Origin of the sequence: Prevotella disiens, assembly GCF_900454955.1 — a bacterium.
GTDB lineage: Bacteria > Bacteroidota > Bacteroidia > Bacteroidales > Bacteroidaceae > Prevotella > Prevotella disiens.
In genome coordinates, this window is sequence record NZ_UGTL01000001.1 from 1,340,118 (window position 1) to 1,355,075 (window position 14,958).

A 14,958-nucleotide genomic window follows, 5' to 3' on the forward strand; every position below is an offset into this window, starting at 1 on the left:
ATTTGCTTTATTTTTTAGCCTTAATAATAACGTGTATTAGATTTCTTTCGTGGAAATCGTATTTCGCGGATACTGTGCTTTCCCATTAATCTGCTTTTATCAACATAACCACGAACGCCATTAATATATCCTTTACCCGTATATTGCCATGCAAAAATATCTCGCCCATCGCTTAAAACTGGTTCACGGTGAGTATATTGTGCGATGAACAATTTGTAGCCTGCCAATGCACCTACAAGATGTTTGTTGTAAAAATTGGTATATGTATAAACCAAAGGACGTACACCATATTCCTTTGTCATAAGGTCTAAAAACTTTGTTAGGCTATCACGCAAAGCATAATCGTTCAATCCACTTGTGGTTTCAATATCAACCATTGGGATTAAATCTTGGTCTTGTGGTCGACATTGCGCACGGAAGTTCCTTACTTGGTCTTCTTGCGGAACATTGGGACGATAAAAATGGTAAGAACCTACATTCATTCCATTTCGTTTTGCGGCTTGTATATTTTCGTAATAACGTTTATCTACCCAACTTTGCCCTTCGGTTGCTTTCAAATAAACATAATTAAGCTTATGGTTGCTATTCTTAGCAACAGTTTCCCACCACACATCACCTTGGTAATGGCTCATATCAAGCCCGTGGACATGGTCGCAAGTATCTTCACATTGTATATTATATTGTGCCTTCACGCTCATGATTGTTAAAAAGCTTAAGACAACAAGAATAAAACGTTTCTTTCTCATATTTGCAAAGATACAACTTATAATTGATTCACAAAAGACAAAGGCTTTAGAATTAAAACTATGCTAAATTATTTAGTAATTTTTTGCTTGCTTTACGCTTATTCTCTTGATAGCGCTCTTAATGAAACGACGATTATTATCTCAGTTCGCTATATAGCGCTCCTAATTATTGTTTTGGTAAAACCTTCGAACAATCTATAGCACTATCGGGGGCAGTACTCCCACAAGAGTACTGGAGTAATCGTTTGAGAGGATTCGAGTACTCCCACAAGAGTACTCCCATCAAAATACGAGTCGAACAGCACTTCTACAAGGAAAAACAACCCATTTGAAAGGGATTAAGCATAAAAAATATGAATAAAGTTTGGTATCCGTAATTTTATTTGGTAACTTTACATCAAAATAAGTAATCGCATGAATCATACAACAAGTCCATTAACGGTTTACAGAGCATCAGCTGGGTCGGGTAAAACATTTACTTTGGCTGTGGAATATATTTCATTACTTGTCAAAGACCCTAATAATTATAGACAAATCTTGGCGGTAACATTTACCAATAAGGCAACGCAAGAAATGAAAATGCGTATCCTTTCGCAACTATTTGGTATTGCCAAAGGGTTGAAATCATCGGACGCATATTTGCAACAAGTTAAAAACAAGACTGGACTCAACGAAGCTACGATAAAAAGTAATGCAACCACGGCTTTAACGTTGCTGATTCATAAATACAACGAATTTAGAATCCATACGATAGATGCTTTCTTCCAACAAATTTTACGCAATTTGGCACACGAATTGGGACTGACTGCCAACCTAAAAGTGGACTTAAATAACAAGGATATAGAAGGAAAAGCAGTAGACCAAATGATAGAAGAGTTGCAAGAGGGGCAACCTGTCATGAAATGGATAAGCACTTACATCGACCATAACATGGAAGACGACAAAGGTTGGAACGTCATCACAAAAATAAAAACCTTTGGGGAAAACATCTTTAAAGATTATTATAAAGCACACGAAAAACAACTTGCAGAGGTTTTAGGCAACGAAAAGGAATTCGATGCGTTCGAGAAAAGTTTGCGAGAGCGCAGAAAACAAATTCAGAAAGAATATAATAGCAAGGCTGAGGCTATCGTTTCAGTGATAGATAATGAAGGATTAGCTGATATGGTGGTAGCTAATCTATATAAATTTTTGGTTGCAAGAATGACAAAAGCGCTTGCTTTAGAAGAATACAAAGACTATATTCTAAATGCAATAAACGACCCTAAAATGTGGGTTCCAAAGACCAAACAAAAAAAATGTAATTATTTAGAAGTTGTCTCTTCCAATGACTTATCGCAAAAATTAAGCGAGTTAGTAGCATTCAACAAAGATAATTGGTGCGAATTTCAATCCACAAAGTTACTGTTGAAACACCTTCCTGAATTACGTTTGCTACACAAAATAGACGAAGCTGTTAACGATTTAAACAAAGAATACAACAGGTTCATGCTCAGCAATACGCAGTCCTTACTGAAAGAATTAATATCAGATAGCGATACGCCGTTTATATTTGAAAAAATAGGAGCGCAATTAAAACATATCATGATAGACGAATTTCAGGATACAAGCACCATACAATGGCAAAATTTCTTATCATTATTGAATAACTGCATGGGGCAAATTGATTCCCATAACCTCATTGTAGGTGATATAAAACAGAGCATTTATAGGTGGCGTCAAGGCGATTGGAGCATTCTTAACAATATAAAACAAGAGTTCCCCCACTACCAATTAGACTTACAAACATTGGATTATAATTATCGTTCTGAAAAGCGAATTATTGATTTCAACAATGTTTTCATGAAAGCAATTGTAGAAAATACAATCCAAGAATTAAATAACGATGGGATTAACAAATCGGAAATTATAGGAAATGTTTACCAAGATGTTGCACAAAAGACACCGAAGCAGAACGAATTAGGATATATTCGAGTACAATTATTCCCATCTGATGATAGTGAAACAGATATCTTAGAACAATTAATAAAAACAATTCAAGACCTGTTTGACAAGGGTTATAATGGTAAAAATCAAAGTAAAATTGCTATTTTAATCCGTGAAAACAAACAGTTACAAAAGATTGTTGATACACTTTATGCAGCTGATTTTGGCGAAGAAATTAATATTGTTTCTGACGAGGCTTTCCGTTTAGATGCTTCATTGGCTGTCAATATCATCATAAAAGCATTGCATTTACTCACCCACCCCGAAGATGTTTTGGCACGAGGCGAACTTGTTAAACTCTACAATCAACAAGTTTTAAAGAAAGAAACAACCGATACCGAACTATTGGTTGCTACTCCTTTAGATTTAGAGGAAACAGAACCTGAAAAGCGACATAAACTTTCAATGGAGCACCAAATAGAAAAGCTAAACGAAGCGTTGCCACAACAATATGTAAATCGGCGAGAACAACTCTTGGGCATGCCTATTATTGACGCCGTAGATAGTATTTTCGAAATCTTTGAATTGACCAAATTGGAAGGACAGAACTCGTATATTTGCACCTTATACGATATTTTGAACGACTTTTTACAAGATAATACGGCTGATATAGACGATTTTATCAAAGAATGGGACAACTCCCTGTCATCAAAAACTATTCAAAGCGACGAAATAGAGGGTATTCGCATCATCACTATTCATAAGAGTAAAGGATTAGAGTTTGACAATGTGATTATTCCTTTCTGCGATTGGACATTAGAAAATAGTAATACAATAATATGGTGTGAAACGGAAAACAAACCAGAACCATACAATAAGATTCCAATTCTGCCTATTAACTTTAGTAAATCAACGTCAATAGGAACTATTTTTGAAGACAATTATAAAGAAGAGCATTTGCAAAATACTATTGATAACTTGAATTTATTGTACGTTGCTGTAACGCGTGCTGCTAAAAACTTATTCATTACAGGTAAAAGAATGAGTAAAAGCAAAGTGCAAAATAAAAGAAATGCCACTACATCGTCCAATCGTTCTGAAGCAATTGAAAATGTTTTAGAACAAATTTCAAACGAGTTGGAAGGTAGCAACTTGGATTTACCCGACAAGTTCGATGAACCTATTTGCTTTGAATATGGTGCATTAGACCATGCTACTACCGAAAAGAAAGCAGAAGAGGTAGATAATCCTTTCCTTATAAGACCTAAAAAGCATGTTGTAAACATCAAAACTTATCCGCAAAAGGTTAGTTTCAGACAAAGTAACAAGAGTAAAGACTTTGTAAATGGAGAAGATATTGACCCAACAGATGCTGCTCGTTACATTAAAAATGGCAATATCTTACATCAAATTTTCTCTACAATCTATACTCAAAAGGACATTCCTTCCAAACTTAACGAGTTGGAACAAGAAGGAATTATCTACAACGATGAAATCACAACCACCCAGTTGCGTGAGAAAATTGATGCTGCATTAAAGAATAAAACCGTACAAGATTGGTTTTCAGACAAATGGAAATTATTTAATGAATGTACCATTTTGCAATATGACAGCGAACTTGACGAAGTGAGAGAACATCGCCCTGACCGTGTGATGACCAACGACAACGAAACCATTGTTGTTGATTTTAAGACAGGAATAGTGCGCAAAGAACATAAAATGCAAGTTGAACGTTACATGAACCTATTGAAACAAATGGGACACGAAAACGTTTCGGGCTATTTATGGTATATCATGCAAGATAAAATTGTCGAAGTAACGCTTTAAAGAACACTCCAATGAATGAAAATATGAAAACATTTTTAGCTGAAGTAGCACAGGATTTAATCAAAAAATATGGCAACAATCTATCTAAAATAGCCGTTGTCTTTCCTAACAAACGTGCCTCTTTGTTCTTAAACGAAGAGTTGGCAAAACGTTCTGATGGTCCTATTTGGAGTCCTTCTTATATCACTATCTCCGAACTTTTCCGACAACAATCTGCACTAACCATTGCCGACCCTATCAAAAGTCTTTGCGTTCTTTATAAAACTTACATTGAGAAGACTGGCAAAAGCGAAACATTAGACGAATTTTATAGTTGGGGACAACTCTTATTAGCCGACTTTGACGATATAGACAAGAATATGGCTGATGCGAAAATGATATTTCGCAACTTGAAAGACTTACACGAATTAGATACGATAGATTATCTTTCTGAAGAACAAAAGACCGAATTAAGCCGTTTTTTTGCCAACTTTTCGGGCGACACAACCGTATTGAAAGAACGTTTTTTAAATCTTTGGAGCAAACTATACGATATATATTGCGACTTTAAAGCTAAACTAAAAGCTGAAGAATTAGCCTACGAAGGTATGCTTTATCGTGATGTTGTAGAAAAGAAAAACTACCCAACACAATACGAAACCTATATTTTTATTGGTTTCAATGTACTTCAAACGGTCGAACAAAAACTCTTTTCAGCTTTAAAGAAAGAGGGCAAAGCACGCTTCTATTGGGACTTCGACCATTATTATCTTAAAGCAACCAACGAAGCTGGCGTCTATATTAATAAATGGTTTGACAAGTTTCCAAACGAATTTGACAACAATAGCGACTTTTATAACCATTTCGAGGACGAGAAAGAAGTGCACTATGTATCAGCACCAACCGAGAATTTACAAGCTCGTTACATCTCGGAATGGTTGTTAGAGAAAGAACGTTACAAAGCAGGAAAGCGCACTGCCGTGGTGATGTGCAACGAATCGCTCCTCCAAACTGTTATCCATTGTGTTCCAACGGAGGTTGATTTAATCAATGTTACAACGGGTTATCCACTTTCACAAACCCCTATTAGCTCTATGGTTTGGCAATTGATAGCCCTCCAAACAGAGGGATATTCTGCTAGCGAAGATGCTTTCCGTTTAAAATTTATTACTCATGTGTTACGCCACCCTTACGGAAAATATCTCATTGCCGATGCTTCTGAAAAGCTTACCACGCTAAGGCTGAACAAACAATTCTATATCAAGGGGCAAGACATTGGCTTTATTCATGTAAACCATGACAACCAACACATCATAGAGTTTGTTGATTGGCTTTCAGAAATGGTGAAAAACATTGCAATTGGCGGCAAAGAAAACGACGACCAACTGTTTCAAGAGTCTACTTTCCGTATGTACACGCTTTTAAACAAGCTCTCTGAACTAATGAAAAGTGGTGATTTAATAGCCGATTATGCCATTCTTCGCCGCCTATTAAGCCAACTTATTTCTTCAACAAGCATTCCTTTCCATGGAGAGCCTGCTCACGGTGTGCAAATTATGGGTGTTTTGGAAACAAGAAACTTGGATTTCGACAATGTTTTATTGCTTTCTTGCAACGAAGGGAATATGCCTAAAGGCGTAAACGATAACTCTTTCATTCCGCATATCATCAGAAAAGCATACGGACTGACTACGATAGACAATAAGGTTGCGATATTCAGTTATTATTTCCACCGAATTTTACAACGTGCAAAACATGTTACCCTGCTTTATAACAATTCTACACAAGGCACTAAGACTGCTGAAATGAGCCGTTTCATGTTGCAGCTAATGGTAGAAAGCAATTTGAATATCAAGCAAATAGCATTGCAAGCTGGGCAAGAACCGATGAATTTAACAACATCAATTCTTCAAAAAGATGAGGTGGTAATGGCTAAGTTAAACCATATTTCATATTTCTCCCCAACTGCCATAAATACTTACCGACGATGCGAACTCATGTTCTACTATAAATATTTGGCACAACTCAAAGAACCTGATAACAACGAGGAGGACGATATTGACAATCGTATTTTCGGAAACATCTTCCACCTTGCAGCAGAACTTATCTATGAACGCTTATTGCCTCGTGAAGTCATTACAAAAGAGGACATTGAAAAGGTTTTAAAGAGTGGAAAATCGGTTCAATCGCCTACTATGGGTAACACAAATATTACAATAGACGATGTGATTGCCGAAGCTTTTGCACGCGAATTATTCCTACAAAACAATGGAATGAAGCGACTTCCCAAACTCAATGGCTTGCAAATTATTAAGCAACAAGTTATCAAAAAGTTACTCCTTCAGATGCTTGAATTAGATAAACGCACCGCCCCCATGCGTGTTATCAAACACGAATTTGACATTCACAAAACACTTTCGTTGGACATCAATGGCACGAAGAAAGAAATAAAGGTCGGAGGTAGAGTCGATAGATTGGACGAAGTAAATTTAGGAACAGGCAGAGAGCAACTCCGTGTGGTAGACTATAAAACTGGTAATAAGGTAGCAGCAGGCTTAAAAGATGTTGAAGCAATTTTCAATCCAAGTAATATTGCTAAAAACAAAAGCGATTACACCTTTCAAGCTCTTTTATATAGCCTCATAGAACAAACCGAAGATGCAGAAAATAACCCACAACACAAGCAAGTTAGTCCTGCGCTACTCTTCATTCAACATGCCAAAAGTGAAGATTATTCTCCAATATTAAAGTTAGGAAACGAGGATATTTTAGACTCGCTAACCTACGCAGAAGAGTTTGAAACCCTCCTTAAAAAGGAATTGGAGGGATTGTTTACCAAAGAAACATTCGAGCCAACAACGATAAAAGATATATGTAAACAATGTCCTTATCAGCAGATTTGCGGCATTAATCTTTAACGATTTTATATTTAGCAAACTTCAAAAGCAGTTGTTTCGTTCCTGCATTACGGAAAGTTACAGTTGCTTTTGTGTTTTCTCCCACGCCTTCTATACCCATTACTTCTCCTATTCCAAATCGCTGATGTTCAATAATATTGCCTACTTTCAACTCTCCAACGGCAGCATTGCTTACATTTGCACTTAGAGTTGGTTCGCTATATTGACGACCACCATTGGCAATTGCAGCCGACAACTTCTTAAAGTTTCCGCCTTCACTCATCAATCGCTGCTTGGTACGTGCTGATAATGGGTCAATTGCACGCTCAGGGGCTTTTCGTTCCGTAATTTTTGGCTTTGGGTCGGCACGAAATTGACTCGCCACAGGGTTAGCATTTTGCCAACGACCACCTTTTTGGAAGTTACCACTCTCCCACTCTCTACTCCCAGTGTAAGGCTTATTGGGTTCGTAATCTCGGAAATTGTCTGACGAAGCAGGTCTATCCCATGGCATTCTGCCTGTTCCACCACTATTAAGACTCATTTCCTCGTCAGCAGCAATGTATTTAGGGTCTATATCGGCTATGAATCGACTCGGATTGTTAAATTGCATGGAACCATAACGGTATCTATTCTTAGCATTTGTCAAGATACAGAACTGTTCAGCACGGGTCATTGCCACATAAAGCAAACGGCGTTCTTCTTCTAACTCTCGCAAAGAAGTAGCAGACATTTGGTTTGGAAAAACATTCTCTTCCAATCCCACGATGAAAACAACTGGAAATTCCAAACCTTTCGCCGCATGAATGGTCATAAGCGTTACTTTCGGCTTGTCTTCTGTTGCTTTATCCAAATCAGAGTAGAGCGAAACCTCTTGCAAAAAGTCGGTTAAGAAGGTTTCTTCTTCACGTCCTTCCTCTCGATTTCCTTCTACAAATGCTTGCAAGCTTCCCAGAAATTCATCTAAATTCTCTCGCCTTGCAACATCTTCCGCCTCTATTCCCCGATTCAATTCTGCCATCATTCCACTTTCTTTGATGATTTCAGAACCCAGTGTATAGGCATCGGTCGTAGCCAATTGCTTGATAAAATTGGTGATAATATCTGTAAAGCCATTGATTTTTGCAAGCGTTCCCTTATTCACAGCTAAATTGTATTTTAAAGGGTCGCTCACAATTTCCCATAAACTCACTTGATGTTCATCGGCACAATCTAATATTTTCTGAATGGTCGTATTGCCAATGCCACGAGCAGGATAATTTACAATACGCTTAAAAGCCTCTTCATCGTTTGGATTGGCTACCATACGGAAGTAAGCTATAATATCTTTGATTTCTTTGCGTTGGTAGAAAGCTGTTCCACCAAATATTTGGTAAGGAATGTTGTTCTTACGCAACTCGTCTTCAAAGCTACGACTTTGTGCATTAGTTCTATATAGAATAGCAAATGCGTCATATTCGAACGATTGTCTGCGCTTTAGTTGATTGATTTCTTTCACTACCACCATAGCTTCTTCACGGTCGCTGTAACAGGGCTTGTAGCTTATCTTTGCGCCTTCACTTTCTTTCGAATAAACATCTTTAGGAATTTGACGTGAATTGTGTTTCATGAGCGAATTGGCAGCCTCAACTATCTTTTGTGTAGACCGATAATTGCGTTCCAACTTAAAGACTTTCACATCGTTAAAGCGATTTTGAAAATCTAAGATATTATCAATATTAGCTCCACGGAACGAATAAATGCTTTGATAGTCGTCGCCTACCACACAAATGCGTTGGTGTTGTTGGGCTAATAACTGAACAATAGCCGTTTGCACAATATTGGTATCTTGATACTCGTCTACTAAAATGTACTGAAAACGTTCAGCATACTTCTTACAAATGTCCTCATGTTCCTGAAAAAGACGATAAGTATTGACCAATAAATCATCGAAATCCATTGCATTTGACTGTCGGCAATGAGCTTGATAGGTGGTATAAATCTGCGAAACTGCTGGCATTTGTGCCGCTCTATCACGTTCTTTTGCTGCTTGGTCATTGCTATAAGCATCAGCGGTTATCAAATGATTCTTTGCCATAGAGATAAGTCCATGCACACTCGATACTTTGTATTTCTTATCATCTAACCCTAAAGACTTTACAATGGTTTTTATCAATGAACGCGAATCCGATTCATCGTAAATTGTAAAATTGCGTTCATAGCCTAATTTATCGGCTTCGGCACGCAAAATACGAGAAAAAACAGAGTGGAAAGTACCCATATAAAGTTGCTTGGCATCGTCATGGCTCACCAACTGACCAATGCGTGATTGCATTTCTTTAGCAGCTTTATTGGTAAATGTCAGTGCAAGAATCCGATAAGGGAGTACCCCACACATCATTAAGTAAGCTATTTTATAGGTCAAGACACGCGTTTTGCCCGAACCTGCCCCTGCTACCACCAACGATGCACCTTGGCAATATTCTACCGCAGCACGCTGATTTTCATTCAATCCTGAAAGCAATTCTTTTATCTTTTCTTCTGTATTATCTTGCATTATAATGTACCTTCTTTATTCTTATTGGGCTAATCTGCACTCCCTCTCCCAACGGAGAGGGTTGGGGTGAGGCTTTAATATTTAAACGCTGGTATATTCTTCATTTGTCGTTCAATCTGCTTCAATCGCTTGCGCATATAGGGCCCAGGCGATTTCGATGAGAAACGGCGTGGATTAGGCAAAGTTGCAGCTATCAAAGCACAATCGGAACGAGTAAGGTTCTTTGCATCAATACCAAAATTTTGTTCGGCACATGCCTGTACGCCATAAATGCCATCGCCCATTTCTATGGAATTTAAATAAACTTCCATGATACGTTCCTTACTCCACAGTGTTTCAATAAGGAAAGTGAAATAAACCTCCAATCCTTTTCGCACCCATGAACGTCCTTGCCACAAGAAAACATTCTTGGCTGTTTGCTGCGAAATAGTAGAGCCACCACGTATTTTCTTCTCCCCACTCATATTGTCTTTTGCGGCTTGTGCAATGGCATCATAATCGAAACCATGATGAGAAAGAAAACGCTGGTCTTCGCTCGCTATCACTGCTACAGGCATAGATTTTGGCATCTCGTCTAACGAAATCCAATCATGATACAACTTAATATCCTCACCATTAGCTATTTGCTCGAAACAACGAGAAAACATTAAAGGCGTGAAATATACGGGTATGAAGCGATAAGCAACAACTCCCAAAATAGTGGAAACAAACAACAAAGCTATTATCCACCGAAAAAACTTTACTATCTTCTTGAACATATCAACGGCAAAGTTACAAAAAAGTTGGTGGACAAACAAAAGGAAAGGCAAAATTAAAAGAACGATTTCGTTAAGCCAGACGAAGCATGCAAATGAGCAACGCGAAATTTGTACATGCTCGTGGCGAGAAATCGCACTTTAAAAAAGAACTGAATAAAAATCATACAAGAAAACTTAGATAAACACCGCCGCCCTTTTGAAAATTAAACCATAGGTTTTGCCATTCAAAACAGCCTATTTTGAAACACAAAAGAGCCTATATTGATAAATATTAGAAGAAAGATAAAAGTTATTTGGATATAAAAATGCCCTACGCTTCGCAGCGACGGGCACTCAACCTCAATAGGTATTAGTCATTTAAGGTAAAAAGATTGTATTCAGGATAACGAGTGCAAAGATAAATTATTTTTTAATTACTGGCAAATTTTTGCTTAATTATTTTCAAAAAATATTCGTTTTTTATTATTTATTGAAGAAAAAATATTGTATTACGCTTGCTTTAAACGTTATTATAAAGCAAATGAGCAGATAAGAAAAAAAAAATAGTTATCTTTGCACAAGAAAAATTTTAGCTTATGAATACAATAGAAAGTAACACCAACGAAGAAAAACGTAGTTTAAGCTTTGTAGAGCAACTCGTAGAAGAAGATATTGCAGAAGGAAAGAACGGAAAACGCATTCAAACACGTTTCCCTCCAGAACCAAATGGTTATCTGCATATTGGACACGCCAAGGCTATCTGCATGGACTTCGGAGTGGCTGAAAAATATAAGGGTATTTGTAATTTGCGATTCGATGATACAAATCCTTCAAAAGAAAAGAACGAGTATGTAGAAAATATTCTGCACGATATTAGTTGGCTCGGATTTAAATGGGGTAACATCTACTATGCAAGCGATTATTTCGAAAGATTATGGGAGTTTGCAGTATGGTTGATTAAGAAAGGATTGGCTTATGTTGATGAGCAAGACTCTGAAACGATAGCTGCACAAAAAGGTACACCGACCCAACCTGGCACACCTTCACCTTATAGAGACCGCCCAATAGAAGAAAGTCTTGAACTTTTTAAAAAGATGAATACACCTGAGGTAGTAGAAGGCAGCATGGTTTTGCGTGCTAAACTTGATATGGCAAATGCCAACATGCACTTCCGTGACCCTATCATGTATCGCATCATTCACACACCACACCACAGAACGGGTACAAAGTGGAATTGCTATCCTATGTATGACTTCGCTCACGGACAAAGCGACTACTTTGAAGGTGTTACCCACTCTATTTGTACATTAGAATTTGTGCCTCACCGTCCATTATACGATAAGTTTATTGACTTTTTGAAAGAGTCTGACGGTACAGATAATCCTTTGAATGACAATCGTCCACGCCAGATTGAGTTCAACAGATTGAACCTTACATACACTGTAATGTCAAAGAGAAAGTTGCACACATTGGTAGATGAAAAGTTCGTAAATGGTTGGGACGACCCTCGTATGCCAACACTTTGCGGTATGCGCCGCCGTGGTTATTCTCCAGAATCTATCCGTGCTTTCATCGATTCAATTGGTTACACAAAGTTTGATGCTTTGAACGACATGGCATTGCTCGAAGCTGCTGTGCGTAACGACTTAAATCAGAAGGCTACACGCGTGAGTGCTGTGCTCGACCCTGTGAAATTGGTGATTACAAACTATCCCGAAGGACAAACAGAAGAAATGGAAACCATCAACAATCCTGAAAACGAAGCTGACGGAAAACATACCATTACTTTCTCTAAAAACTTGTGGATAGAACGTGCCGATTTCATGGAAGACGCTCCAAAGAAGTTCTTCCGCATGACGCCAGGCAAAGAAGTTCGCTTGAAGAGTGCATATATTATAATGTGTACAGGCTGCACAAAGGACGAAAATGGCAATATCATAGAAATTCAAGCGGAATACGACCCAAATAGTAAGAGTGGTATGGAAGGCTCAAACAGAAAGGTAAAAGGTACATTGCATTGGGTAAGTGCCGACCATTGTTTGGAAGCTGAAGTCAGAGAATACGACCGTCTTTTCAGTATTGAGAACCCTTCGGCTGACGAAAGAGATTTCCGTGAACTCTTAAATCCTGAAAGTTTAAAGGTGTATAAGAACTGCTACGTTGAAAAATATCTTGCTGAGAAGAAACCAGGCGACTATTTGCAATTCCAGCGCACAGGATATTTCATGCTTGACCCAGATACAACAACGAAAAAATTGGTCTTCAACAAAACTGTTGGGCTGAAAGATACTTGGGCAAAAACGAAAGATAAATAATTAGTGGAAGATTATTTTAATAGTGAAGAATTTAAGTGTATCCTCAAAAAATATGAGGATATGCTTCAATATAAGATTGGCGAGTTTCTCGATTCAGAGGAACTTGCCGATATTGCTGAATACTATATTAGCATAGAAGAATTCGATAAAGCAAAAGAAGCCTTAGATTTTGCTTTAGAAATATTTCCCGATTCGGTACCTCTCCTCTATAATTTGGCAAGAATGATTGTTTATCAAGAAGGAAATATTGACAAGGCCTACGCACTTGCGGAGCAAATGAATGATAAAACTGATTTTAATTATTTCTCCTTAATAGCCGAATTAAAGTGCTTAGAGAAGAAAGAAGATGAAGCAAATGGCTTATTAAAAAATCATTTATCAGAACTTAAATATTACGAAGACGAAAGTACTGAAGAGTATATCTTAGATTGCGCCAAACTTTTTGTCTATTTTGATTATCCCGAAATAGCAAAAGAATGGTTGGAAATGTATGAAGACAAAGAAAATTCTGAGTACAAAGAAGTTTTAGGACAATTATATACCATTTTGGGGAACTACGATGCAAGCAACAAAATATTAAACAATTTGCTTGACGAAGAACCACATTCACACGAATATTGGGACCAATTAGCGGATAATAATTTCCAACAAGGCGATTTGGAAGGAGCATTGTCGGCAAGTGAATACTCGATTGCTATCAATCCAAACAATCAGCATGCCATACTCAACAAGGCAAATGCGCTCTTCGCACTCGGCAATTCTAACGAAGCACTCAAGTTTTACGAAAACTATCTAAACCTATGTAGGGAAGACGAAAAGAGTATTGTCTACATCTCAATGGGACATATTGAATTGGGAGAAGGAAATTTTGATTTAGCAAGCAAATACTTCGCAGACGGAATTGATACGGCTACATGCCGAGAAATAGCCTATATTCAAGTGGCAATAGCAGGTTTTGACAACGGACTAATAGGGTTTGCCTATAAATTATTAAGAGAAAATTTGCCCCAAACCCCAAAGGATTGGAAACAAGGATACGCCGTTTTTGCAAGATGCTGCTTTGAATTGAATAAAATGGACGAGTACAATAGGAGCTTGCCAGAGGCTATTTCCATGGATAAAGAAGAATGCAAAGAAACTTTGAGCGAGTTGTATCCTAATGATTGCAAGCCTATTGATTACATGAAATATCAACCCAATGAGGAGAAAAGGAGAACTGATTTAACAACTAATTGGGACAGTTTTTTTAATAAGTAGGTTCGTTGATAAAGAAGAAAGGAGAAAATGAAGATGGCTACAAACGAAAAATATATAAAAGATATTGCGAACGAGCAGTTATTGAGCGATAAAGAAGAACAAGAACTTGCCAAGCAAATAAAAATCGGTGATGCAAAAGCGTTGGAAAAACTGACAAAATCCAACCTCAAGTTTGTTGTTTCTATCGCACATCAATACAAAAATAGAGGCTTAGGCGAGGACGACCTCATTAGCGAAGGCAATATTGGCATGATGTACGCTGCACAAAAGTTTGACGGAACGAAGGGAATTCGATTCGTAAAGTTTGCTGCTCCATACATTAGAAAAGCCATGGAAGAAGCCATAAACGAGCAACTTGAAACTTTTAAAGTGCAAAATAAAGACGAGAAAAAACCTCGAAAGCGCACAGCACATAGAGTTTCGATAGACCAACCTATCCCCGCAGGAAGCAACGGAACATTCACTTTGCAAACCATTTTAGAGAATGCTAATTCGCAACATGCCGATGAAAACCTTACGAAACAGATTGTAAGAGAGGAAATTAAAAAGGCGATGAGTGTTCTCGATGCACGCCAACGAAAAGTCATTTCACTGCTCTATGCCATCAAAGACGAAGAAGCCTACACCATGCAAGAGACTGCCGACATAATGGACATTAAAAGAGAACGTGTAAGACAAATTAGAAAAAAAGCGTTACGCAAGTTGAAAAAGCAAATAAATAAAGGTAAACTATAAAAA

8 protein-coding genes are annotated in these 14,958 nt (G+C 37.7%); 5 read left to right on the plus strand and 3 right to left on the minus strand.

The features are described 5' to 3' along the window. Positions 1-20: 20 nt before the first annotated feature. Positions 21-746: a glycoside hydrolase family 25 protein gene (locus DYI03_RS05940; protein WP_025064445.1), complete on the minus strand. Its 726-nt coding sequence runs from the start codon at positions 744-746 to the stop codon at positions 21-23. A 414-nt stretch (positions 747-1,160) separates the two neighbouring features. Here DYI03_RS05940 and DYI03_RS05945 point away from each other — a divergent pair, with 414 nt between their 5' ends. Then, on the plus strand, positions 1,161-4,499 hold the full coding sequence (locus tag DYI03_RS05945; protein WP_021670021.1) for a UvrD-helicase domain-containing protein: 3,339 nt from the start codon (positions 1,161-1,163) through the stop codon (positions 4,497-4,499). A gap of 23 nt (positions 4,500-4,522) precedes the next feature. Further along, positions 4,523-7,396, plus strand: coding sequence for a PD-(D/E)XK nuclease family protein (locus DYI03_RS05950; protein WP_036870505.1), 2,874 nt, complete (start codon positions 4,523-4,525; stop codon positions 7,394-7,396). Here DYI03_RS05950 and DYI03_RS05955 read toward each other — a convergent pair. Both DYI03_RS05955 and mtgA read right to left on the minus strand, forming a co-directional pair. After that, entirely contained in the window at positions 7,386-9,911 is a 2,526-nt protein-coding gene (locus DYI03_RS05955; protein WP_021670019.1) for an ATP-dependent helicase, read from the minus strand. The two genes, DYI03_RS05950 and DYI03_RS05955, sit on opposite strands and share 11 nt — an antisense overlap. A gap of 74 nt (positions 9,912-9,985) precedes the next feature. Then, on the minus strand, positions 9,986-10,669 hold the full coding sequence (gene mtgA, locus DYI03_RS05960) for a monofunctional biosynthetic peptidoglycan transglycosylase (protein ID WP_025064446.1): 684 nt from the start codon (positions 10,667-10,669) through the stop codon (positions 9,986-9,988). A 575-nt stretch (positions 10,670-11,244) separates the two neighbouring features. On the opposite strand from mtgA, the gene DYI03_RS05965 reads away from it, so the two are divergent. The 3 genes from DYI03_RS05965 to DYI03_RS05975 are packed head-to-tail and all read left to right on the plus strand — an operon-like array spanning position 11,245 to position 14,955. Beyond that, the gene (locus tag DYI03_RS05965; protein ID WP_021668602.1) at positions 11,245-12,963 is read left to right on the plus strand and encodes a glutamine--tRNA ligase/YqeY domain fusion protein; all 1,719 of its coding nucleotides are present in this window, start codon (positions 11,245-11,247) and stop codon (positions 12,961-12,963) included. Positions 12,964-13,023: 60 nt separating this feature from the next. Then, on the plus strand, positions 13,024-14,220 hold the full coding sequence (locus DYI03_RS05970) for a tetratricopeptide repeat protein (RefSeq protein WP_147287666.1): 1,197 nt from the start codon (positions 13,024-13,026) through the stop codon (positions 14,218-14,220). Positions 14,221-14,253: 33 nt separating this feature from the next. Further along, positions 14,254-14,955, plus strand: coding sequence for a sigma-70 family RNA polymerase sigma factor (locus DYI03_RS05975; RefSeq protein ID WP_025064447.1), 702 nt, complete (start codon positions 14,254-14,256; stop codon positions 14,953-14,955). Positions 14,956-14,958: the final 3 nt, after the last annotated feature.

Coding starts and splice junctions, on each gene's coding strand:
- DYI03_RS05940 (WP_025064445.1), bottom strand. CDS start 746: ATGAGAAAGAAACGTTTTATTCTTGTTGTCTTAAGCTTTTTAACAATC.
- DYI03_RS05965 (WP_021668602.1), top strand. CDS start 11,245: ATGAATACAATAGAAAGTAACACCAACGAAGAAAAACGTAGTTTAAGC.
- DYI03_RS05955 (WP_021670019.1), bottom strand. CDS start 9,911: ATGCAAGATAATACAGAAGAAAAGATAAAAGAATTGCTTTCAGGATTG.
- DYI03_RS05950 (WP_036870505.1), top strand. CDS start 4,523: ATGAAAACATTTTTAGCTGAAGTAGCACAGGATTTAATCAAAAAATAT.
- DYI03_RS05975 (WP_025064447.1), top strand. CDS start 14,254: ATGGCTACAAACGAAAAATATATAAAAGATATTGCGAACGAGCAGTTA.
- mtgA (WP_025064446.1), bottom strand. CDS start 10,669: ATGTTCAAGAAGATAGTAAAGTTTTTTCGGTGGATAATAGCTTTGTTG.
- DYI03_RS05945 (WP_021670021.1), top strand. CDS start 1,161: ATGAATCATACAACAAGTCCATTAACGGTTTACAGAGCATCAGCTGGG.
- DYI03_RS05970 (WP_147287666.1), top strand. CDS start 13,024: ATGCTTCAATATAAGATTGGCGAGTTTCTCGATTCAGAGGAACTTGCC.